The sequence below is a fragment of the Nocardiopsis sp. CNR-923 genome (assembly GCF_001942255.1).
Taxonomy (GTDB): Bacteria; Actinomycetota; Actinomycetes; order Streptosporangiales; family Streptosporangiaceae; genus Nocardiopsis.
In genome coordinates, this window is sequence record NZ_MKKC01000153.1 from 86,589 (window position 1) to 107,839 (window position 21,251).

Annotated in this window: 20 protein-coding genes, 3 tRNA genes and 3 pseudogenes; 5 read left to right on the forward strand and 21 right to left on the reverse strand. The window is 72.1% G+C overall.

Annotated elements, in window-relative coordinates:
* The first annotated feature begins 82 nt into the window (after nt 1-82).
* Nucleotides 83-1,132 carry an adenosine deaminase gene (locus tag BJF83_RS25500; RefSeq protein ID WP_075928361.1) on the forward strand — a complete coding sequence of 350 codons (1,050 nt, stop codon included), beginning with the start codon at nt 83-85 and terminating at the stop codon, nt 1,130-1,132.
* A gap of 24 nt (nt 1,133-1,156) precedes the next feature.
* Here BJF83_RS25500 and BJF83_RS25505 read toward each other — a convergent pair whose 3' ends face one another.
* The 9 genes and pseudogenes from BJF83_RS25505 to BJF83_RS31425 all read right to left on the reverse strand — a co-directional run bounded on the left by BJF83_RS25505 (nt 1,157) and on the right by BJF83_RS31425 (nt 9,491).
* Entirely contained in the window at nt 1,157-1,750 is a 594-nt protein-coding gene (locus BJF83_RS25505) for a TMEM165/GDT1 family protein (RefSeq protein ID WP_075928315.1), read from the reverse strand.
* A 326-nt stretch (nt 1,751-2,076) separates the two neighbouring features.
* Entirely contained in the window at nt 2,077-3,159 is a 1,083-nt protein-coding gene (locus BJF83_RS25510) for a UDP-N-acetylmuramate dehydrogenase (protein ID WP_075928316.1), read from the reverse strand.
* A 64-nt stretch (nt 3,160-3,223) separates the two neighbouring features.
* Nucleotides 3,224-3,645, reverse strand: a pseudogene (locus BJF83_RS25515) (MaoC family dehydratase).
* A gap of 34 nt (nt 3,646-3,679) precedes the next feature.
* Nucleotides 3,680-4,120, reverse strand: coding sequence for a MaoC family dehydratase N-terminal domain-containing protein (locus BJF83_RS25520; RefSeq protein ID WP_075928363.1), 441 nt, complete (start codon nt 4,118-4,120; stop codon nt 3,680-3,682).
* Nucleotides 4,121-4,268: 148 nt separating this feature from the next.
* Nucleotides 4,269-4,433 (reverse strand): 50S ribosomal protein L33, encoded by a 165-nt coding sequence (gene rpmG / locus BJF83_RS25525; protein WP_013156089.1) that lies wholly within the window; start codon nt 4,431-4,433, stop codon nt 4,269-4,271.
* Nucleotides 4,434-4,530: 97 nt separating this feature from the next.
* A tRNA-Met gene (locus BJF83_RS25530) sits at nt 4,531-4,606 on the reverse strand.
* A gap of 98 nt (nt 4,607-4,704) precedes the next feature.
* Nucleotides 4,705-4,780, reverse strand: a tRNA-Thr gene (locus BJF83_RS25535).
* 261 nt (nt 4,781-5,041) lie between these two features.
* Nucleotides 5,042-7,145, reverse strand: a pseudogene (locus tag BJF83_RS25540) (AAA family ATPase).
* A 192-nt stretch (nt 7,146-7,337) separates the two neighbouring features.
* The gene (locus tag BJF83_RS31425; protein ID WP_394329387.1) at nt 7,338-9,491 is read right to left on the reverse strand and encodes an SbcC/MukB-like Walker B domain-containing protein; all 2,154 of its coding nucleotides are present in this window, start codon (nt 9,489-9,491) and stop codon (nt 7,338-7,340) included.
* Between the two features lie 397 nt (nt 9,492-9,888).
* Here BJF83_RS31425 and BJF83_RS31430 point away from each other — a divergent pair, with 397 nt between their 5' ends.
* Nucleotides 9,889-10,179, forward strand: coding sequence for a hypothetical protein (locus tag BJF83_RS31430; RefSeq protein WP_394329388.1), 291 nt, complete (start codon nt 9,889-9,891; stop codon nt 10,177-10,179).
* 84 nt (nt 10,180-10,263) lie between these two features.
* On the opposite strand, the gene BJF83_RS31435 is transcribed toward BJF83_RS31430, so the two are convergent.
* From BJF83_RS31435 to BJF83_RS25585, 9 genes and pseudogenes are all read right to left on the reverse strand, one after another.
* Entirely contained in the window at nt 10,264-11,982 is a 1,719-nt protein-coding gene (locus BJF83_RS31435) for a hypothetical protein (protein ID WP_394329389.1), read from the reverse strand.
* Nucleotides 11,939-13,315: a TIGR02678 family protein gene (locus BJF83_RS25550; RefSeq protein WP_075928317.1), complete on the reverse strand. Its 1,377-nt coding sequence runs from the start codon at nt 13,313-13,315 to the stop codon at nt 11,939-11,941. Before BJF83_RS25550 ends, BJF83_RS31435 begins: the two co-directional genes overlap by 44 nt.
* Before the next feature lie 9 nt (nt 13,316-13,324).
* Entirely contained in the window at nt 13,325-14,401 is a 1,077-nt protein-coding gene (locus tag BJF83_RS25555) for a DUF2397 family protein (protein WP_075928318.1), read from the reverse strand.
* A gap of 136 nt (nt 14,402-14,537) precedes the next feature.
* A complete protein-coding gene (locus BJF83_RS25560) occupies nt 14,538-15,020 on the reverse strand; it encodes a hypothetical protein (RefSeq protein WP_075928319.1) in 483 nt (160 codons plus the stop codon).
* 140 nt (nt 15,021-15,160) lie between these two features.
* The gene (locus BJF83_RS25565; protein ID WP_075928320.1) at nt 15,161-15,412 is read right to left on the reverse strand and encodes a hypothetical protein; all 252 of its coding nucleotides are present in this window, start codon (nt 15,410-15,412) and stop codon (nt 15,161-15,163) included.
* Between the two features lie 11 nt (nt 15,413-15,423).
* Nucleotides 15,424-15,671: pseudogene (locus tag BJF83_RS25570) on the reverse strand (hypothetical protein).
* A 12-nt stretch (nt 15,672-15,683) separates the two neighbouring features.
* Nucleotides 15,684-15,932, reverse strand: a complete 249-nt coding sequence (locus BJF83_RS25575) for a hypothetical protein (RefSeq protein WP_075928321.1) — start codon at nt 15,930-15,932, stop codon at nt 15,684-15,686.
* 56 nt (nt 15,933-15,988) lie between these two features.
* A complete protein-coding gene (locus tag BJF83_RS25580; protein WP_075928322.1) occupies nt 15,989-16,234 on the reverse strand; it encodes a hypothetical protein in 246 nt (81 codons plus the stop codon).
* Between the two features lie 634 nt (nt 16,235-16,868).
* Nucleotides 16,869-16,950: transfer RNA gene (locus BJF83_RS25585), tRNA-Tyr, on the reverse strand.
* A gap of 233 nt (nt 16,951-17,183) precedes the next feature.
* On the opposite strand from BJF83_RS25585, the gene BJF83_RS25590 reads away from it, so the two are divergent.
* Entirely contained in the window at nt 17,184-17,681 is a 498-nt protein-coding gene (locus tag BJF83_RS25590) for a YajQ family cyclic di-GMP-binding protein (RefSeq protein WP_075928323.1), read from the forward strand.
* 285 nt (nt 17,682-17,966) lie between these two features.
* Here BJF83_RS25590 and BJF83_RS25595 read toward each other — a convergent pair whose 3' ends face one another.
* The gene (locus BJF83_RS25595; protein WP_075928324.1) at nt 17,967-18,254 is read right to left on the reverse strand and encodes a hypothetical protein; all 288 of its coding nucleotides are present in this window, start codon (nt 18,252-18,254) and stop codon (nt 17,967-17,969) included.
* The gene (locus BJF83_RS27240; RefSeq protein WP_143832090.1) at nt 18,251-18,436 is read right to left on the reverse strand and encodes a hypothetical protein; all 186 of its coding nucleotides are present in this window, start codon (nt 18,434-18,436) and stop codon (nt 18,251-18,253) included. Before BJF83_RS27240 ends, BJF83_RS25595 begins: the two co-directional genes overlap by 4 nt.
* A 379-nt stretch (nt 18,437-18,815) precedes the next feature.
* Here BJF83_RS27240 and BJF83_RS25600 point away from each other — a divergent pair, with 379 nt between their 5' ends.
* Entirely contained in the window at nt 18,816-19,583 is a 768-nt protein-coding gene (locus tag BJF83_RS25600) for a Scr1 family TA system antitoxin-like transcriptional regulator (protein WP_075928325.1), read from the forward strand.
* Entirely contained in the window at nt 19,580-19,759 is a 180-nt protein-coding gene (locus BJF83_RS25605; protein ID WP_075928326.1) for a DUF397 domain-containing protein, read from the forward strand. The genes BJF83_RS25600 and BJF83_RS25605 overlap by 4 nt, the downstream gene beginning before the upstream one ends.
* A 399-nt stretch (nt 19,760-20,158) precedes the next feature.
* Here the strand turns inward: BJF83_RS25605 and BJF83_RS25610 are convergent, their stop codons facing one another.
* Complete coding sequence (locus tag BJF83_RS25610; protein ID WP_075928327.1) at nt 20,159-21,019, reverse strand: M48 family metalloprotease; 861 nt, start codon at nt 21,017-21,019, stop codon at nt 20,159-20,161.
* Nucleotides 21,020-21,251: the final 232 nt, after the last annotated feature.

A 21,251-nucleotide genomic window follows, 5' to 3' on the forward strand; every position in this document is an offset into this window, starting at 1 on the left:
CGCGCTCGCGTCCGACGACGGTTTCCCGGCCGGTCTCCCGATCCCGGTACCACGCGTGCGCCGCGTGCGGCAGGCTTGGGACATGGAGACACCGACCAGCGCCCGCCGGTTGGACCGGCTGCCCAAGGCGCACCTGCACCTGCACTTCACCGGATCGATGCGCCACTCCACCCTGGTGGAACTGGCGGAGGAGCACGGGATCCACCTGCCCCAGGCCCTGGTCGAGGAATGGCCGCCCCGCCTGCGGGCCACGGACGAACGCGGCTGGTTCCGGTTCCAGCGCCTCTACGACATCGCCCGCTCGGTCCTGCGCAGACCCGAGGACGTGTACCGACTGCTACGGGAGGCCGCCGAGGACGAGCTGGCGGCGGGATCGGGCTGGCTGGAGATCCAGGTGGACCCGAGCGGGTACGCCGCCCTGTTCGACGGCCTGACCGCCACCCTGGAGCTGGTCCTGGACGCCGCGCGCGCCGCCGAGGAGGCGACCGGCGTCCCCATCGGCCTGATGGTGGCCGCCAACCGCACGCGGCACCCGATGGACGCCAGGGCGCTGGCCCGGCTGGCGCGGCAGTACGCGGGCCGGGGCGTGGTCTCCTTCGGCCTGAACAACGACGAGCGGCGGGGGCGGGCGCGCGAGTTCGAGGCCGCCTTCCGGATCGCCCGGCGTGCCGGGCTGCTCTCCGCTCCGCACGGCGGCGAGCTCCTGGGTCCCCGCAGCGTCCGCGAGTGCCTGGACGACCTGGACGCCGACCGGGTGGGCCACGGCGTACGCGCGGTGGAGGACCCGCACCTGGTGGAGCGGATCGCCACCCAGGGCGTGACGCTGGAGATCTGTCCGACCTCCAACGTCGGGCTGGGCGTGTTCCAGAAGCTGGAGCACCTGCCGCTGCGCAGGCTCTTCGACTCGGGGGTGCAGATCGCGCTCGGCACCGACGACCCCCTGTTGTTCGGTCCCCGCCTGGTCGAGCAGTACCGGATCGCGCGTGAGGTCTTCGGGTTCTCGGACGCGGAACTGGCCGAGCTGGCGCGGATGTCGGTGCGCGGTTCGGGGGCCCCGGACGCGGTGCGCAAGGAACTGCTTTCTGGGATCGACGCGTGGCTGGCCGCGCCGCCGGAGCGCGACGGCTCCTGAGGACGGCGTGCCGTACGAGGCGGTTCAGCCCAGGAGCAGCCAGGCGCCCTGGCCGGTCATGGCGGCGCCCGCGGCGAAGAACAGCACGGCGGCGCCCACGCGCACGGCCCGTTCGGGGAGCTTCTTGCCGAGGACCGCGCCGAGCACGATGGCGACCGCGTCGGCGGCCACCATGCCGATCGTGGACCCGATCCACACGGCCAGCCAGTGGTGCTGGGTGCCGACGGTGATGGTGGCGAGCATGGTCTTGTCGCCCAGTTCCGCGGTGAGGAAGACCACGAAGACCGTGAGGAGTCCGGAGCGGATCCGCCGAGAGGCGGCGCGTTCCTCGTCCCTGGCCGTCATCTCGTCCCCGTGCAGGGTCCACAGGCCGAAGAGGACGAAGGCGAGTCCGGCGATGAAGGTCAGCCAGTCGGTGGGGATGCTCGCGCCCAGGACCTCGGCCAGCAGGACGCTGCCCGCGTGGACGACGGCGGTGGCCGCGGTGATCCCGAGGATGACGGTGAGGGCGCGGTAGCGGGTCGCGAGGGACATCGCCACCAACTGGGTCTTGTCGCCCATCTCGGCGACGAGAATGGCGAAGGTACTGACCGCCAGCCCCGTGAGAAATGCCGTCACCCGTCCTCCTTTGACCGTGGGTCTCGGGCGGAAGGAGGGAGCGGACGCCCCTTCAACCCGGCTGTTTCCTACCGGGTCAAAGGTCTCGTCCGCCCTGCTCGGCGCTGGTGCGGCGCCGGCGGCCACGGGCTCGCGCGACCGGGCCGAAGGACGGCCAGTGTGTCGATCGCGCGCATTGGGGACTACTCCCCTTCGACATCCACGACTTTAGCAAAACGCAGTCGAATAGCAATTCATCTGTTGGACGAATTCAATTCTCAGGGAATCCTGAAAAACATGTTGGCCGCGCCCAACTCGGCGCAGCCACGGTCGATTCGGGGACAGCCCTACAAGGACACGCCGATCATCACGGGCTCGTTCACCAGGCGGACGCCGAACGCCTCCTCGACCCCCGCCCGGACCTCGCGCGCCAGGTCGAGCAGGTCGCGCGTGGTCGCGCCGCCCGGGTTGGTCAACGCCAACGTGTGCTTGCCGGAGATCCGCGCCGGGCCGGTCCCGTAGCCCTTGGTGAACCCCGCCCGGTCGATGAGCCAGGCCGCCGAGAGCTTGACGTTGCCCTCCCCGTCCGGGTGCCCGGGGACCTCGACGTCCGCCCCGAGCCGCGCGGCGACCCGGGCGCGGACGGCCGCGAACTCCTCGGCCGACACCACGGGGTTGGTGAAGAACGACCCGGCGCTGCGCGTGTCGGGGTCGTCGGGGTCCAGGACCATGCCCTTGCCCGCGCGCAGGGCCAGGACGGTCTCCCGGGCCTCGTCCAGCGGCACCCGCACGCCCGCCTCGACCCCCAGGGCCCGGGCCACCTCGGCGTAGCGGATCGGCCGGCTCAGCTCGGAGCGGCGCAGTTCGAAGACGACCTCGCACACCACGTACCGGTCCCCGCCCTTGAAGACGCTGTCACGGTAGGTGAACCCGCACTCGGCGTTGGTCATGGTCCGGCGCTCGCCGGTGTGCCGGTCGTGCACGCCGACCTCGACGACGGTCTGGCTGACGTCCTGCCCGTAGGCGCCCACGTTCTGGATGGGGGTGGAGCCGACCCGCCCGGGAATGCCGGAGAGGAACTCGACACCGCTGAGGCCCTCCTCGACCGTGCGTCTCACCAGCGAGTCCCACTCGACTCCGGCCTCAGCGCGCACCAGGACCAGGGTCTCCCCGGTATCGGGGTCCTGTCCGGCCTCGACGAGGGAGACGGTGCGGGTGTCGACCCGCACCACGGTCCCCGCGAAGCCGTCGTCGGCGACGACCAGGTTGCTCCCGCCGCCCAGGATCAGGAGCGGTTCGCCGTCCCGGTCGGCCGTGGTGACCGCGTCCACCAGCGCGGCGGTGGTGCGGGCGGCGACGAACTCCTTGGCCGGGCCGCCCAGCCCGAGCGTGGTGTGGTCGCAGAGCTGGGCTCCGGAGAGTGTGGACACGGGTTCTCCCTCACTGGGTACTGCTGCCGCGCCGCGGTCGTCGGGACCGGCGCGGGCCCGGCCGTCAGGCCAGCCGTACGACGGCGGTGGACTTGGCCAGGACCTTGGCTCCGCCGGAACGCGCGGTCAGGAGCACGCTGACGGTTCCGTCGTCGTTCTTGGTCCTGACCTTCCCGCCGACGGTGATCTCGGCGCCTCATCGTCGTCGGGGACCACCACGGGCGCGGAGAAGCGCACCGAGTAGTCGACGACACAGCCGGCATCCCCCGTCCAGTCGGTGAGCACGCGGCCTGCCTCGGCCATGGTGAACATGCCGTGCGCGATCACGTCGGGCAGGCCGACGGACTTGGCGAAGCGCTCGTTCCAGTGGATGGGGTTGAAGTCCCCCGAGGCGCCAGCGTAGCGGACCAGGTCCAGGCGGCGGACGCGGAAGGTCCGCTCGGGGAGTTCGGCGCCGACCTCGACGTCGGCGTGGCGCAGGGTCACGGTCGCGTTCCTCACGTTCTGCTGGTCGGAAGGGTCACTCGCCGCGGACGACGAGCATCATGCCCGCCGTGACGACGTGCTCGCCGTCGGCCTCGGCCACGGTCTCCAGGGTCAGCATGCCGTTGCCGCCGAGGGTCTTGACGTCCGTGATCCGGGTGACGGCGGTCAGGACGTCGCCGGCGCGCAGGGGACGGCTGTAGTGGAAGCTCTGGTCGCCGTGCACGACGCGTGAGAAGTCCACCCCCAGGTCTGGATCGGCGACGGCGATCGCGGACCCGGCCATGCCCAGGATGACGGGGAACGTGGGCGGCGCGATCACGTCGGGGTGCCCGGCGGCCTTGGCCGCCTCGGGGTCCACGTACACCGGGTTGTGGTCGTTGATCGCCTCGGCGAACTCGCGGATCTTGCCGCGGGTCACCTCGTAGGGTTCCGGAGCCGGGTACTCCCGGCCGACGTACTCGGCGTTGATCGCCACGGTCTCCCTCTCCTGGTCCTCCGGCCCCGGGCCGGTCCCGGACACGCGAACAGCCCGGCGAGCGGTTCGCTCGCCGGGCTGGAAGTCTAAGTCGAACGGAGCCACCGCTCACACACCCCTTCGGGCGGGCGACGGCACTCGGCGGGACTCAGCGGGTCTCGCGGTGCTCGTTGTGCTTGCGGCAGTTCGGGCAGAACTTCTTGATCGCGAGACGGTCGGGGGTGTTCCGACGGTTCTTTCGCGTGATGTAGTTCCGGTGATTGCACTCCTGGCAGGCCAGGGTGATCTTCGGCCTCACGTCTGTGGCAGCCACTTCGGAGTGCCTTTCTCGCTGGAGACGGTACTGGCATGCAGTGAACACTGCAAAGGGCCCGCGACGACCCCTGAGAGGGCCTCAGGGGTCAGCGGGTTGGTAGCGGAGGCCGGACTTGAACCGACGACACAGCGATTATGAGCCGCTTGCTCTACCGACTGAGCTACTCCGCCCCGATCGGCGGGGACGGCCACCAGTGGCCGTTCCCGGTTACAGGCCGGCGATCGCTCCACCGGCCACCCACCTGAGTGGACCGGACCGCTTCAAGTGGTGGAGCCCCTTTACGGAATCGAACCGTAGACCTTCTCCTTACCATGGAGACGCTCTGCCGACTGAGCTAAAGGGGCGCGCTGCGAGGCTTTCTTCCGTCCGCCCCGGGGGCGTCGCCCCGTGCGCTGGTCATGACTATACAGGTCTTCGGGGGTGGTCTGCCAAATCGAATACCGCCCGGCCCCGGAGCACTCCCGGACGGAAACCCGCGCCGCACGCGGGCGGAGCGGGAAAGCCCAGGACAACGCGGTTTCCACGGACCGGGCGACGGCCGCGGACGGCCCCGGAGAACGTACACCCGTGATCCACGCCGCCCGCCCCGGGAGTGCGGCCGGGACTCATCCGTCCCCTTCGGTCACCCACACGTTGGACATGGCGTCGCGGTTGATCGTGCGGATGGCGGACGGCAGACCGAGCCTGCGCAGGGCGTCGGACAGGCGCGTGTCGTGCGTGAACACGATGAGCTGCCGGTGGCGGCCCACGTCCGACAGCACCGAGGCCAGGCCCTCGACGGTCTCGGTGTCCATCGCCTGGACCGGGTCGTCCAGCACGAGGAATCCGAACGGGTTGCCCTCCACCAGAGCGCGTGGCAGGCAGATGGACAGCGCCAACGCCTGGAACTCGCCCTGGCTGAGCAGACCGGGAGCGCTGGTCTGGTCCGCCACGCCGTCCACGGCCACGTCCACCTCGACCCGGCGCCGGGCGCCGCGACCGATCAGGCGCATGCCCTGGAGGTCGATGCGGCGCTCCTGCCGCAGCCGGAACCACACCTGCTCGGCCTGGCTCGCCACCGGCCCCAGCTGCTCAGACCGCAGTTCCCGGGCCTGTTCGGCGAGCCAGTTCAACGCCGCCTCGGCGGGACCCAGGGTGTCCCGGGCCACGACCGCGTCCTGGGCGTCGTCCAGCCAGCCGGAGAGCTGTTCGGCCAGCGGCGCCCAGCCCCCCGTCGGGTCCTCCAGGCGTTCGGCGGCGGCGCGGCGGGCGCTGACGGCGGCGGCGCGGAGCTTGCGCCCGACCGTCTCGATGTGCTCGGCCAGCTCGCCGAGATCGGTGATGTCCGCGCCGGACTCCCACAGGGCCCACACCTGTCCCAGCTCACTCTCCGGCGGCAGCATGAGGGCGCCGGGGCGAGCAGGAAGCGCGCCTGGTCGCGGGCGGCGTTCGCGCGTTCGTAGGCGGCCGAGGCGCCCGCGGCCTGGGAGCGCAGCGTCCGGAGTTGGGCGTTGGCCCGGCGGACCCAGTCGGCGCCCAGGGCTCCCGTCGTGGAACAGGTGGGGCAGGTGGTGTCCGTGGGGTGGCGTTGGTGGTGTTCCAAGGCCTGTTCGAGGAGGCGGACGACGCCGTGGGCGTGGTCGCCCTTGGAACCCGCGGCCATGGCCAACTCCATGGCGGCGCCGCGCAGCTCGTTGACGACGTCGCCGATGACGACGCGTTCGGGGACGGCGAGGCGGCGCAGACGGCGCAGAACCACGTGCAGGGCCGGGTCGCTGGGACCGTCGTCCGCGGCGATCGCGCGCAGCGCCTCCGCATCGAGATGGGGCGCGGTCAGGAGCTGGTGCGCACGGGCGGCCCGGGGGTCGCTGGAGCTCTGGACGGCCTCCAGGAGGAACCGGATCTCGCGCGAGGGGCGGTCGCGCCGCTTGACGAGGGCGTCGCACGTCCGGGCGAGCCGCCGTTCGGCCTCGGCGAGGCCGGTGAGTCCGAGCAGGGCGGTGAGGGTGTCGTAGAGCTCGGCGGCGCGACCGGTGACGGTGCGGCCGAGCTCGTCGTAGGACAGGAACGGCCGGTAGCGGACGAGGTGCTCGCCCCAGGCGAGAGTGCGCAGGGGGGAGGTCGTGCCGTCGGGGTGGACGACCTCGCCGCGCGCCGAACGCACGCTCTCACCCGTCCAGCGCCGGTTGACGCGGGTCGGGCTCGCGTCGCCCGCGATGTGCAGGTCGACGGTGGCTCGGTGCGTTCGTCGTGGTGGAGGTTGCGCCATCCGTCTCGCCACCCGGTCGGCATGGCGTCCCAGCGGGGATTGCGGCCGGTCAGGGCCGCCTCAGCGGCCTCGGCGAAGCTGGACTTGCCCGAGCCGTTGCGGCCCACGATGACCGTGAGGCCGGGGCCGGGCGGGAAGGTCAGCTCGGCGGGTCGGCCGATGCCGCGGAAGCCCTGGACGCGGATGCCGGTGAGGTAGGCGCGGCGGACCGGTCCCCCGGGGCGGTGGACGAGGGGCGGGGCGCCCTGGGCGGCGTCGGGGATGCGCTCGCCGTTGAGCAGGGCCGTCAGGGCCTCGTCGCCCCAGAGCGCGGCGGTGACCCAGGCGCGGACACCGGCCGACAGCCCCGACCGGGCCAACTCGTCCAGGAGCCCCTCCGTGACGGGGTCCTCGGTGGGCGGTGGGGCGCCGTGCCGCCTTCCGTCGTCGAACGCCTCGGGTCCCCGAGTCACCTGCGCCACCCCGCTCCGTCGTCGATCCTGCACCAGCAGACTAGGACAGAGGGGAAAGCGGGAGAACACCGCGCTGCGGGCGACCGCCCCTGCAGGCCCCGCGGCTGGAGGCGCCCGCCGAGACCGGGGACCGGGCGCAGGGCGGCGCGTGCCGTGGATGCCGCCCGTCGCGCGGCGGGGTATGCGTCCGCGGCACACGCCCTAGACCCCGACCAGCCTGCGCCTGCTCCCGTCCCAGGTGAAGTGCAGTGTGGCGATCCCCGGGACGTTGGGGTCGCGCAGGCACTCGTAGATGTTGAGGCTCGGCACGCTGGCGAAGCAGCCCCACACCCGTTCGGAGGTCAGCACGAAGTCGAGGTCGAGTTCGACGAGGAGGCCGAGCAGGCGCCCGTGGGTGGGTTCGTCGACCTTGGCGAAGGCGTCGTCGAGCAGGATGAGCCTGGGCGCCCAGGGGGCGTGCGCGGCGAGGGCGTCGAACTGGGCGGCCGCGGCGGCGAACAGGACCAGGTAGGCCACGACCCGCTGCTCGCCCTGGCTGAGCGCCGTGCGGTGGCCGAGCCTGCGCTCGTGCCCGCTGCCGTCGGTGACGTAGACGGTGAAGGCGAACCAGGACCGGTAGTCGAGGGCGGCGCGCAACTGCGCGCCGCCGGTCGCGGTGGGGTCGAGACGACGGATCGCCTCGATGCAGCGGCGCAGGGCGTCGCGCAGCCGGGTGGTCTGGACCCGGGTGCGCCGCTCCGCGGGCGTGGCCAGGAGCGGGACGACGGCCTCGATGTCGGCTCCGGCATCGGGCGCCAGGTCCCAGTCGAGGCGGACACCGAGTCCGGCGGAGGTCGTCACGTCCTTGAGGACGCCGTTCATGGTCGCGATGAGGCCGCGCGCCTCGTCGATCTGGCGGGCCAGGTGGGCGGCGAGCTCGCCGAGCAGGTGGCGTTCGAAGGCCTCCTCCTCGGCGATGGCGACGGTCTCCTCGGCTCGGGAGGCGGCGGCCGTGACGCGCTCGGCGTAGGCGGTGACGTCGTGGACGCCGTCCTCGTCGTGGACGGTCAGGCGCTTGAGTCCGCGCGGTTCGCTGAGTTCGGTGCGGGTCTGGGACCAGCCGATCGAGGCGAGCAGGGAGCGCAGTTCCTCCCGGCTGCCGAGGATCGCGCTGTCGTCGACCTCGGGGACGCCGTCGTGCCCCGCCAGGCCCTCCTCCAGTTGGCCGACGAACGCCTCCAGCAGGACGAGGCGCGTGTCGGGGCCCGGCGGGGAGGTCGGGGCGGCCCGGTCCGCGCCGGGGGCCTGGCCGACGGCGCCCGGCGTGCTCGCCGCGAGGTACCGGGCCAGCGGCGCGTCGGCGGCGGCGCAGGCGTCGAGGCCGGCGGCGGCGAGCAGGACCGCGTCCGGGGCGTCGGAGCCGGTGGTGACGGCGGAGACGAGGGCCGCGCCGGCGACGAGGGCCAGGCGGACCTGTTCGGCGCGTTCCCGGGTGGCGGCGGCGAGGCGGGCCTCGGCGCTGACGCGCTCGTCGCGGGCGCGCTGGGCGGCGCGTTCGAGCTCGGGGAGGCGTCGGGCGGCCTCCTGCGCACGGTCTCGGACCTGCTCGCGGGCCGCGTCGAGCTGCTCCTCGGACACGCCGCGGGCCCGGTCGCCCAGCTCGATCTGGCGGCGCACGGTGATCATGTCGTCGATGGCCGCGGCCCGCGCGTCCTCGGCCAGGATCCGGTCGGAGCGGGCACGGTTCCAGGCGTTCACGTGGCGCTCGTGGTCGGCCAGGTCCCAGGCGAGGACGTCGAGGTCGCGCAGGGCTGCGGCGACCAGGACACGCAGGTGGTCCAGCGCGCGCAGGGCGCTGTCGAGTTCGGCGCGGACGGTCGGCAGGGGGTACCGCGCCGAGGGCGTGGGCCGGGGGAGGTACAGGGCGGCGGGAGGGCGGCCCGCACCCGTGCGAAGCGGTTCACGGGCGGTGGAGGCGGACGGGTGGGCGAAGGCGGCGGCCTCACCCAGGCGCGCCCGGATGTCGAGGAGTTCCGCCCGCGCCTGCTCGGCGGCCGTCTGGGCTACGTCGTGCGCGCGGCGGGCGGTGGCCGCGTCGGCGCGTGCGACGTCCAGGGTGGCCCAGGCGCGCACGAGCGGCGCGGGGTCGGGGAGCGCTCGGGAGACCTCCAGGAGTTCCGCGTAGGAGTTCTCGACCGCCCACCGGCGCTCCCCGGCCTCGGAGAGGAGGGCCTCGGCAATGGCCCTGCGCCGGTCGGTGTTGGCCAGTAGGCGGTCGCGGGCGCGCTTGCGCGCCGCCTCGCCGATGAACTCGGGTTCGCCCTTGCGGTGGCGTCCGGACACGACGCCGAGCCGCCAGCCGCCGTCGAGGGACACCGAGCTGACGTCGCGACCGCGGTGTCGCGGCGGTGCTTGGGTTCGGAGTCCTCGGCGAGGCCCCGGCCCACGCGGTGCAGCGCGATGGAGGAGAGCAGGACGCGCACGGCGTCGTGGCTGACACCGGTGTCGGGGGAGGCGACCGGCACGAGCACGTCCAGCAGGGTGCGGCCCTTGGCGGGGCGCGCGGGGCTGAGCGCGAGGTCGCGTGTGGCGGGGTCGTGGAGGGTGCCGTCCGCGCGGATCCACCCGGCGAGCAGGCCGCTCGCCTCCAGGGCGGCCTCCAGCCCGGCGCGTTCGTCATGGGTGAGCGCCTCGGCGAAGTCGACGGCGAGGTGGAGGGGGACTCCCTCCCCGTCTGGGCGCGGGTGGGTGGCCCAGGCCGGGCGTCGGGGGCGTGGTCGGCGCCCCGGGTCCGCCGGTCGGCGAGTTCGTGGAGCTCGTCGGAGAGCTGGCCCTCCTCGCCGACGGCCACGTCGCGGCGGGCCCGCAGTTCCTCCAGCAGGGGGTCCACGGCGGCGTGGGCCAGACGGCCGACCGTGGCGGGCACGTCGGGGGGCAGGACGCGCAGGTCCTCGCTGATCGGCAGTTCGACGCTGCCCTCCAGCTCGTGGATGGCGTCGCCCAGGGCGTGGGCGTGGCTGGACTCGCGCAGGCGGGCGGTCCAGGCCCGGACGCGTCGGCGTAGGCCGCGCTCTCCTCGCGCAGGCCCTCGATGGCGGCGCGCTCCCGGTCGTGGGCGCGTTCGAGGTGGGCCTCTGCGCTCTCGGCCTCACTGGTGAGGGCGACCAGGCGGCGGTCGGTGGCGGCCTCGTCGGTGGTGAACCCGGTGAGGAGGGCGGCGGCCTCGGAGCGGAGGTCGGCGAGGTCGGCGGCGGAGGTGAGCCGGTCGTGGAGGCGGCCGAGGCGCTCGCGCAGGGCGTCGAGGTCGATCCCCTCGACGGGAGGTCGTTCGACGGCCTGTTCGAGGCCCTGGAGGTCGACGCGGGTGGCGCTCTCGCGGGGTGCGTGGACGCGGGGTGAGGTGTCGGGGACGGCGCCGAGGACGGCGGGGTCGATCCCGGCGGCGACGGCGGCGCGGGTGCCTCGGCGTGGGTCTGGCGCAGCACGTCGAGGGCGCGTTCGATGGCGCCGGTGTCCTCGGCGAGGCGTTCGACGGCGTGGTTCTCGGTGCGTTCGGCGTGTTCGGCGGCGACCCAGGCGCCTCGGCGGCCCGGATATAGGCGCCGACGGCGGCGTCGTAGGCGCGGCGTTCGTTCTCGGTGGCGGTCGCGGCGCCGTTCTGGGCGGAGGCGAGGGTGCCTTCGTCGGCCTCGGCCGTGTCGCGCGTTCGGCGGGCCTGGTCGCGTTCTTCGGACACCCGGCCCTCGGCGGTGACCAGCTCGTCGAGTTCGGCGCGGAGGCGGTCGGCCTCGGCGGTGCGGGACGCGCAGGCGTCGAGCTGCTCGCGGACGGCGGCGGCGCGGGCGCGCAGGGCGTGCACGAGGTAGCCGCGGTAGTCGGCGAGGAAGTCGGCGACCCCCGCGCCCGCCCGGCTCAGGGCGTCCTTCTCCACGCGGGCCTGTTCGAGGTCGGCGATGTTGCGGGCGACCTCGTCGAGGACGGAGTCGTCCATGGGGGGGAGGGCCTCGGACAGGACGCTGACGAGTTCCCCGGCTTCGAGGCGGTCGCCGATGGTCGGCCTGCGCAACCGGTAGAGCAGGTGGACGAGGTTGCGGTAGCGGACCGAGTCGTCGATGCCGAAGAGGGCGTTCATGACACGGGCGCGGTAGGCGACCGGGCTGGTGAAGCAGTTGTCCGCGCCGAGTTCGGAGCGCAGGCGGTCGACGGGCTTGGGGCGGTCGTCGGTGACCAGCTCCAGGTCGTGGCCGACGCGGCGGTCGGTGACGAAGAACACGCAGCGCGGGTCGACGTCGCCGGCGGCCAGGACGGCCGCCCCGAGCGTGAGGTGGCGGGGCGGGCCGTCCGGGTCGGGGGCCGCGTCGGTCCGCTCGGCGGGAAGTGCGGCGGCGAGCAAGGAGGAGGCGGTACCGCCTCGGGCCGCGGCGTCCAGGCCGCGGTCGCCGCGGTCGGTGGTGAACTCGACCCACAGGTAGCCCAGGCGGGTGGAGGGACCGCCGTCCTCGGCTGGCTCGGACTCGTCTGCCAGGTCCGCGCCGCCCAGCAGGTCGGGGCCGGTCTCCTCGGGGTCGGGGGTCCGGGCCGGTCGGGAACCCTCGGACATCAGCCAGCGCAGGCTGGTGCGGTTGGTGCCGGTGGTGTCCAAGCGGCGGACGTCGCCGTCCAGGAGGAAGGGCAGCAGCATCTCCAGGGCCTTGGACTTGCCCGCGCCGTTGCGGCCGCGCAGCAGGAGGCGTCCCTCGGCGAAGTCGAGGACCTGGTCGTCGTACTGCCAGACGTTGCGGATGCCCGCCCGTTCGAGACGGTAGCGGGGGGCGTCGGCCGGGTCAGTCGGACCCGTCGCGGGGGTCGGGCTCGTCTCCTGGGTCACCACTGGTCGCGCTCACCTTCTCGTTCGCCACCGCGAGCAGCACGGACGCCACGCGGCTCAGATCGCCGTGGGGGTCGGCGGGGGCCCCGGGCGCGTGGTGGTCGGCGCCACTCGTTTCGTCGGGGTGTGTCCGGCTGTAGTCGTCATTGTCCTGGATCAGGGGGACACGCTCGTCCGTGTCGGCTCCGTAGCGGGCGGCGGCGGCGGTGAGCCGTCGGCGCCCGGGCCCGCCGCGGAGGAGCCCGAGGTCGGCCAGCAGGGCGAGCACCCGTGCGCGCAGCCGGTCCGGGTCGGGGACCTCGGGTCCGGCGGTGCGGGCCCACTCGGCCCGTTCGGGGGTCCCGTGGGCGCACAGGACGTCGAGCGCGCCCTCCAGTTGGGCGTCGGAAACGGAGACGGAGGTGGCGGGGCGACCGGGGTGCAGGCGGCCGGACAGGTGTCGGACGAGGGACAGGGCGGCCTGGCCGACGGGGTCGTCGGAGGGGAAGTCGGGGCGGGGAGCGGTCTCGTCGGGGAACACCAGCGCCACGCCCTCGGCGCGGACCTCGGTGTCGGCGCCGAGGAGGTTGCCGAGCGCGGCGGCCGCGCGCCACTGGTGGGCGGCGAGACGGTCGCGCTGGCGGTCGGGCAGGTCCTCGCGGTAGACGACGGCGGTCTCGGCGAGGAGGCGCCGCAGTGCGATCTCACCCGCGTGGTCGCCGGAGGGGTCGGTGTCCGCGGCCTCGGCGAGGTAGGTGTCGGGGGTGTCGCCCGCGCGGGGCGGGTGGACGGCGACGGCGCGCAGGACCTGGGGTTCGGGGCGTAGTCGGGTGTCGGCGGTGGCGTCGTCGCGGTGGTCGGCGAGGGTTCCGTGGACCTCGGTGAGTGCGCCGAGGTCGACCAGGCGGGTCAGGGCGGCGCAGAACGCGCGGCGCTCACCGAGTCCGAGGGCGGGGTCTGCGTCGACCCCGGCCTCGCGAGCGGCCGAGCGGACGCCGGCGGCCAGGTTCAGGACGGAGACGGTCTCGCTCTCCTCCAGCAGGACGGCGAGGGACAGCGCGACATAGGTGTGGACGCGCGGGGTGAAGCGGGTGCCGGTGTGCCGGGTGTGCGGCCGGGTGACCTCCGTGACGAGGCCGCGCTTGGCGAGCCGGGCGTGGTCGTCGGCGACGGTCAGCCGGTAGCCGAGCACGCGTTGGAAACGCTGCACGAGCCATTCCGCGTGGGAGTTGACGAGCGCGAACTCGGCCGGGTGGCTGCGCGCGCTGATCAGCGGGTGCGCCATGAGGGCACGGGCGGCCGCCTGGCGCTCGCCGAGGAGGGCGGCGTCCTCGCTGTGGGTGTCCGTCTCCATCACCCCCGTCTACAGGACCTCGCGCCGGTGCGCGGACAGGTCGATCGGTCCGGTGGTCTCGTTGTCGGGGTTGGCGGTCCCGTCGTGGGGAGGGGTGGCCGTGCCCTCCCGCGCGGGGTCACCTCGGCCGCCGACGGCCGAGGGTTGCGTGGTGTCGGACGTGACGACGGGGATGGGCCCGGTGACGGCGTCGGCCGCCGAGGCGGCGCGTGCGTCCTCCGTTCGGGCGAGCGGGTCCTCGGCAGCGGTCGAGCCGGGCGCCGCGCGCGGAGCGGGGTGCCCGGGGGACTGTTGGAGATCCCGGGACGGCTGCGACGGCGCGGACTCGCGCCAGCCGCGGAACCTGGGCTCCCGACCGTCGACGGGCGCTGGGGGTCCAGCTGGCTCCTGGGCGTCCGAGGGCACGGCGGGCGGCGGGGTCGGCTCCGGGGCGGCCGGAAGGTCGAGGACGTGCTGGTCGTAGGGGGTCACGCACAGCCGCAGCCCCGCGAGGGTGAGCTCACCGCCCTCCCCCAGCACCGTGACCTCCGCGCCGGGCGCGGAGAACACGTGCAGCCGGAGGGAGAACTCCAGGTCCCCGGCGGAGGTGGGGCGTCGGCTGGCGTCACCGGAGCCGAGGGCCGCGGTGAGCAACTCCATGAGGACCTCCATGCCCGGCCCGGACAGGTCCAGGCGGGCGCGGTCCCCGGTGGGCTCGGCGAGCAGCACACGGATCCGCGAGGCGCCCGCGCGGCGCCAGTGCGCGGAGGACTCGGCGGCGTCGCGCAACCGGGCCCGCTGGGCGCGGTGGTCGCGGACCGGCTCGGGCGGGCGGGTGCCGGGGCGCTCGGTGACCGTGCCGCGGTCCGGGTCCGCGTGCCACCAGCTGGTGGTGGCGGCGACGCCGTCGTCGGTGCGGCCCGCCAGACGCAGGTCGGAGTGCAGGCCGTAGGCGGCGGTCGCCAGCGCCTCGGCGCGGTCCGTGTCGGCTTCCTCGAACCACGAGGCCAGGCGCAGCAGGGCCGCGCGGCCGTGCCGTGGCACCGGCGGGTCGCCGAGGCCCTGTCCGTCGTCCGCGCGGTCGTCCGGCCGCTCCTTGAGTCCCACAACTCAGCAGAGTAGAGACCTCACGGACACGCCACGCCCGGATCGGCCTCGCATGGTCCGGGTGGACCACCCCCATCACCCGTTCTGAGCAGGGATTATGTTCTTTTTCGGAAGTTTGGAGGGATTCCTGGGCGCGCTACTCCGGCGGCAGGTCCAGGCGGCCCCCGTCCGCCTGCTCCATCGCCTCGCGGGCCTCGTCGGGCATGTCCCCGGCCGGGTCGCGGATCGTGTAGGCCGTGAAGTACTCGGTGCCGCCGACCTCTCGCGGATCGGAGAGTTCGATGTCCACCTCGTAGGGGTCGTCGGTGCAGTCGTGCTCGAAGCACCAGGTCCCGGACAGCTCACCGTGGCCCCGCGCGGTCTCGGCCGACCACTCCTCCCAGTTCATCCGGCCGAACGTGGTGAACTCGGTGGCCACGTAGTCGGTCGGGCGCTGGTCGTCGAATCCCTCGGGGTCGCCGTACCGGTTGAAGACGTAGGGGGCGCCGTTGGGGCCGCCGGTGTTCGGCGAGACGACCACGTCCGGGCTGGCGTCCTCGGGCTCCCTGGGTGTGGCGACCTGCTCCCCGCAGGCCGTCACCAGCAGCAGGACCGCGCCGCTCAGGAGAACACGCTTCATTCCGACCTCCTCCGTGTGCGCCCCATCATGCCCCCGAACCGCGGGAAGGCCCCCCAGCACACGCCGGGGGACCTCCGAACCGCACTTTTCCGTCACTGTGGGACCGTCAGGCCCCGCCACCCAGGACTAGTACCTGTCTTCTAGTGGCTCAGGTTGAGGCTCTTGGGACCGTTGGTGCAGTCGCCCGTGGTCTGCGGAGACAGAACCGGGACGTTGACCGCCTTCAGGCCCACAGCCGCGCTGGTGTTGCACAGCTGAACGGGAACGACCTGCAGATTCTGGTTGTACTGCTGGTCGCCGCCGTGCGAGCCTGCGGAGGCCGGGGTGGCCATGAGGGCCGCCCCGAACGCGATCCCCGCGAGAGCGCCGGCCGCGGTGAGCTTTCGCAACATGACCGGAGCTCCTAGTGGATGTTGGTGCTGGCGGGCCCGTTGACGCAGTCCCCCGTGGTCTGCGGCGACAGGATCGGGATGTTCACGCCGGCCAGGAGACCCACGGCCAGCTCGGTGTTGCAGAGCTGGACGGGGATGACCTGCAGGTTCTGGTTGAACTGCTGGTCGCGCCGTGCGAGGCGGAGGCGGGCGTGGCGGCCAGGACGGCGCCCAGGGCGATTCCGGCGACGGCGCCGGCGGTGGTGAGCTTGCGCAGCATGTCAGAGATCTCCTAGTCGATGTTGGTGGCGACCTGGCCGTTGGTGCAGTCGCCCGTGGTCTGCGGCGACAGAACCGGGATGTTCACGGCCACCAGGCCGACGGCCGCGCTGGTGTTGCACAGCTGGACCGGGATTCCCTGGAGGTTCTGGTTGTACTGCTGGTCCCCACCGTGCGAGTGAGCGGAGGCCGGGGAGCCGGAGAGAACGACACCGAAAGCGGCACCAGCGACGAGGCCGGCAACACCGAGCTTACGCAGCATTTGTATTACCCTTCAGAAAAGTTTGGAGAACTGTCTCGGCGAGCTAATTGCCGGAACTAGCTGATGTTGGTGCCGATGGGCCCGTTGGTGCAGTCGCCCGTGGTCTGCGGCGACAGGATCGGGATGGTGACGGCAACCAGGCCGACGCTGCCGGTCAGGTTGCAGGACTGGATCGGAACCACCTGCAGGTTCTGGTTGAACTGCTGGTCGCCACCGTGCGAGGCGTACGCGGGAACCCCCGTGAGGATCGCGCCCATCGCGGCACCGGCGACCAGGCCAGCAGCGGCCATCTTCTTGATCATGACTTCCCCCGAGAATCAATGCGAGGTGTTGACAGAAAAAGACGCAGGCGCTTCTTGCACCTGTGTCGCGGTGGACTGGTGCAATCATCATCCGGCCCCGGTTTTTGTCAACGCCGAAACTCGCAAAGGAATTTGCCCGATTTGTCGGCGACATTCCTTTTGTTCAGGGGGCGAATCCCTACCGAACTGACACTTTCCCATGACCGACGCCAATGCCGCGAATCCCGACGCGACACATCACGCCCGACGAGACGGGCGAATCCAACGAGACCCACACGGAGCACACCCGCCAGAACGCCCCGGATCACCTACCCCACCGGCAAACCCGCAGCTCAGGAGCGTGCGAGGGGCAAGCTCGCGCCATACGGAGACCACGACACGCCCATTACTGTGCGTAATTTACTCGTGACACTAACGCGATCGATTCGCGATCGGCCGAATCCCCCGGACCGGCCGAGTCGCCACCGGGAGTGACGCACGCCACTCCCTCCACGCGCCTCGGAGAACACACGGGTCGTACCCAGGCCACCCGTGCGTGACCGCCGACACACCGCATGGGCGATCAGGGACCCCGCGCACGCGACAGGCCCCGGTGATCAGCGTTTCCGCTGTTCACCGGGGCCTGTTCCCAGGGTGGCAGGTGAAGGATTCGAACCTTCGAAGGCTAAGCCGACGGATTTACAGTCCGCTCCCATTGGCCGCTCGGGCAACCTGCCTGGGCTGCGGCGACGTGCTCGTCGCGACGCATCAACGAGAATAGCGGATGTTCGGCCCGAACCTGAAATCGATAACCCGAACGTCTTCCCAACAGGGTGTTCGGGCGTCCTGAGCAGCGCACGGCTAAGCTCGTGACCCCACCCGGCCGGAACCGTCGGCGCGGGCAGGACGAGACCGCGCGGGCGCCCACGAGCGCCCGCTACCCATGACAGACAACGGGGTGTGAGCGTACGTGGCCGCCGAATCCAGTTTCGACGTCGTGTCCAAACTCGACCGTCAGGAGGTCGACAACGCCCTGAACCAGGCGGGCAAGGAGCTGGCCCAGCGGTTCGACTTCAAGGGCACCGGAACCACCATCGCCTGGCAGGGCGAGGACGGGGTCGAGATCAGGAGCGGCTCCGAGGAGCGGGCCAAGGCCGCCCTGGAGCTCTTCAAGGAGAAGCTGGTCAAGCGGAAGATCTCCCTCAAGGTCCTCGACCCCGCCGACGAGCCCAAGGTCTCCGGCAAGGAGTACCGCCTCCCCATCGGCCTCAAGGAGGGCATCACCTCCGAGGACGCCAAGAAGATCTCCAAACTCATCCGCGACGAGGGCCCCAAGGGCGTCAAGGCGCAGATCCAGGGTGACGAGCTGCGCGTCAGTTCCAAGAAGAAGGACGACCTCCAGAGCGTCATGAAGCTCATCGAGGCCAAGGACTTCGATCTGGCGCTCCAGTTCGTCAACTACCGGTAGGCCGCTCGTTCGGGTGTGCCCGGTCAGGTGTGCGCACACAGCGCGCGCGTTCCTGGAAGACCTCGGCGACCCCGTACTGACACAGGGCGCCCCCCAGGCATGCGGGACCCCGCCGTCCCCCGGAACGGCGGGGTCCTGTCACCGAGGACGGAACTCCCGGTGACGGTGTCCGCGCGTCGCCTCTGCCAGGGCGTGGTTGTCGGCGAGCGGGCGGGCCGGTTGCCGCGCCCCGGGGGGTGTCGACCACTTCCCCACAGGGGATGTTGGAACCCGGGGCGCGGGGGTCTAGCTGGCTCTGCGAGGGGGCGCTATCCGTCGGTCGGGTGCGGTCAGCTTGGCCACGAACCGCACGAGTGAGGGCTCAAGGATCGTCGGCTCCACAGCGGCGTAGGGGTCCACGTGGGTGGCCCACCACAAGCACGGGGTCTTCCGGATGCTGTACCGGTCGCCGAACCACTCTCGGAGCGCGTCCAGGACGAGCGCGTGGTCCCCGGGTGGGGCCATGTCGATGACGTGCGCCCACTCGCGGAGGGCGACCGTGTCGCCGGGGTCGGGGAGGCTCACCGCGTTCACCGGTCCACCCCCAACGCGAGGGCTTCGCGCACGAGGTCGGCCAGTTCGGCGAACTCGCCACGCTGGGGCGGGACAGTGCGGGGGCGGGTCCTCCCCCACGCGCGGAACGCCGGACGCACGGGGCTGTACCGGCGCGGGTCGTCGGGGTCGTCCATCGTGATCGGGCAGGGTCCGGGCTCCACGGGGACACGGGAGCGGCGCGGGCGCGAGGACGGGCGGACAGCGGGGGTACCGGGGAGGCGACCGCCAGCAGGGCCGTGAGCCCTTCGAACTGGCGTCGCGTGGCCGGTGCGGCATCGGGCACGGGGCGCCGGTGGCGTCCGTGCGGGGTGTGTGCGGCGCGTGGGAACAGCGCCCGGAACAGGGCGATAAGGTGCATGTGTCAGCGCTCCTGGTAAGCGTTGGCCATAGCCCCGGGAGTCGTGCTACCGACTCGCCGGGGTCTGTTGTGCAGGCGTCTTTCAAGCTCCTAAGGTGCCGTGAACTGCGTACTTCCAGAAGCTCTCTACGTGTTTCAGAAATCTCGGGGCAGTGCCGGGAATCCCGTGTCATGATCCGTTCATGCCTGCCGAGAGTTTCCCCTCAGCCCTCACCCGGCTACGTCGTCTCTCGGGGATGACACAAGCCCAGCTAGCGCGCGCGGCCAATCTCAGCGAGGCAGCCGTGAGCCGCTACGCCCGGGGCGTGTCCACACCTGACAAGCCGTATGTGAAACGCCTAGACGACGCCGTGGGCGCTGACGGTGAACTCATGGCGGCGTGGACACAGCAGACTTCGAAGAACGCGCTACCGGCGTTCATGCGGTCTGTGTCCCGCTTGGAAGAGGAAGCGGTATCCGTCGACGCCTTGTCGCCGCTGATTCTGCCGGGATACGTCCAGCACCCGGACTACGCCCGCCACGTCATCAGAGACGGTCAACCTCTCCTGGAATCCGAGGAGATCGACCGTTGGGTAGAGGCCAGGTGTGCGCGTTTGCAGGACCTGACCCAACACCACCACCTGAGGTCAATGTCCGTGCTGTTCCCGGCCGCCGCACTGGACTGTGTCCCACGGGACGTGACGGCACGGCAGGTGGAACACCTGCGAGCCTTGGACGGCGTCACCGTACACGTGTTGCCCCCGGCACGGTATCTGCCGGGGTTGACCTCACCGACGCAGCTCTACCGCCTGCGTGACTCCACCGCCGTTGCCGTGACGGAACACCTGGCCGGTAACGTCATCTTGGGAGCGGACAGGATGCCGCGAATGGAAGCCTTGCACCGGAGGGCACTCGCAGCGAGCCTGCCGCAACCCGAGTCTTTCGAGCTTCTGGAGAGGTACCGCCAGTGAACGCGTGGCAGTGGCACAAGAGCAGTTACAGCGGTTCGGAGTCCACGTGTGTGGAGGTGCGCGAGCACGCACACGGCGCGGACGTCCGAGACACCGAACACTCGGAAATGGGACACCTCTCGGTTCCCGCCCGTGAGTGGGCGGCCTTGCTCGCCGGGTTGCGCGGACAGTCGTAGCTGTACGCGTGTGGGACTCCCCCTGCCCGGGCAGAGTGCACCCCCGGTCATGAGTTGACCGGGGGTTTCGTCGTGTTCGGCCAGCGGCTGCCGAGATCGCCCGACAGGCTTCCGGGACAGTCGATCCTTACCGCGAGACTTCCCCGGGGTTCGGGAAGTCCTGGAAGCGGCGTAGGAACCGTCGTCCGACAGGGCACATCCAGGGCACACGGCGTTGGGATCTAGTGAAATCCAGCGAGACCCGATGAGAGCCATGATCCCCGTTGAGAAACGGTGTCGGGGACGAAGTCCCAGGTGGCTCCGTCCCCGTTCGCACCACGTCGACCACCGGTGGCGGCCGGGCGCGCACACACGGCCGTCCTGGCTCCCGGCCGGAAGGCAGGGCGGCCGTGACCCGTCTCAGCCCAGGTCCCACCCGCGCCGCAGGCCGCGCAGCCGCCGCACGCGCTCGGCCACCGGCGGGTGCGCTGAGAACAGGCGGCCGACCCCGTGCGGGAACGGGTTGGCGGTCATCAGATGCGCCGCGGCGAACAGGGAGCGGTTCTGGGGCAGCGGATGCGTGCGCGCCCCCGCCTCCAGCTTGCGCAGCGCGCTCGCCAGGGACTCGGGGTCTCCCGTCAGCCGTGCGGCCTCCTCGTCCGCCCGGAACTCCCTGTGCCGCCCGACCCCGCAGTGGACGACCACGGCCGCCAGCGGAGCCAGGAGGGCCAGCAGCAGACCGCCGAGCAGGTTGGGCATGTCGGTCTCCTCCGACTCCCCCAGCGGCAGCAGGAACGTGACCAGGGTCAGCGCGGCGATCAGCCCGGCGAGGGTGGCGGCCACGGAGCTGATCACGGTGTCGTGGGAGCGGATGTGCGCCAGTTCGTGTGACAGCACGCCGCGCAGTTCGTCCTCGTTCAGCGTGCGCAACAAGCCCGTGGTGCAGCACACGGCCGCCCGCCGCGGGTTTCGGCCCGTGGCGAAGGCGTTGGGCGACCGCACCCGCGACAGGTACAGGCGCGGCATGGGCTGCCGGGCGGCCGTGGCCAACTCGCGCACGACACGGTAGAGCTCGGGCTGCTCGATCTCGCTCACCGGGTGCGCCCGCATCGCGCGCAGCGCCAGCGTGTCCCCGAACAGGTGCACCAGGATCCCCGCGCACACCACTAGGGCGAGCCCGAACTGGGCGCCCGCGGCGGCCCCCAGCAACCAGCCGCCGGCCACGACCAGGACTCCGGCGCCGACGAACAGACCGACCGCGCGAACCGCGTTGACGTGCACGCCGTCACCTCCCCTGTACCGTGGCCGCGCCCGCTGTTGGATGCGTACATGGTGACAAACGCGCGGGTCGGCGTCGTGCGTTCCCCATGCGACCAGCTGTCCGTCACATCCCCGCGGCCCGGCCTCGTCCATGGATTGTGATAATCGCCACCCGGTCGCGAACCGCTCACGGATGACCACCTATAGTGCGAACGTGGCGCTTATCACCAGCGGCGTCGGGCCGGGGCCTCCT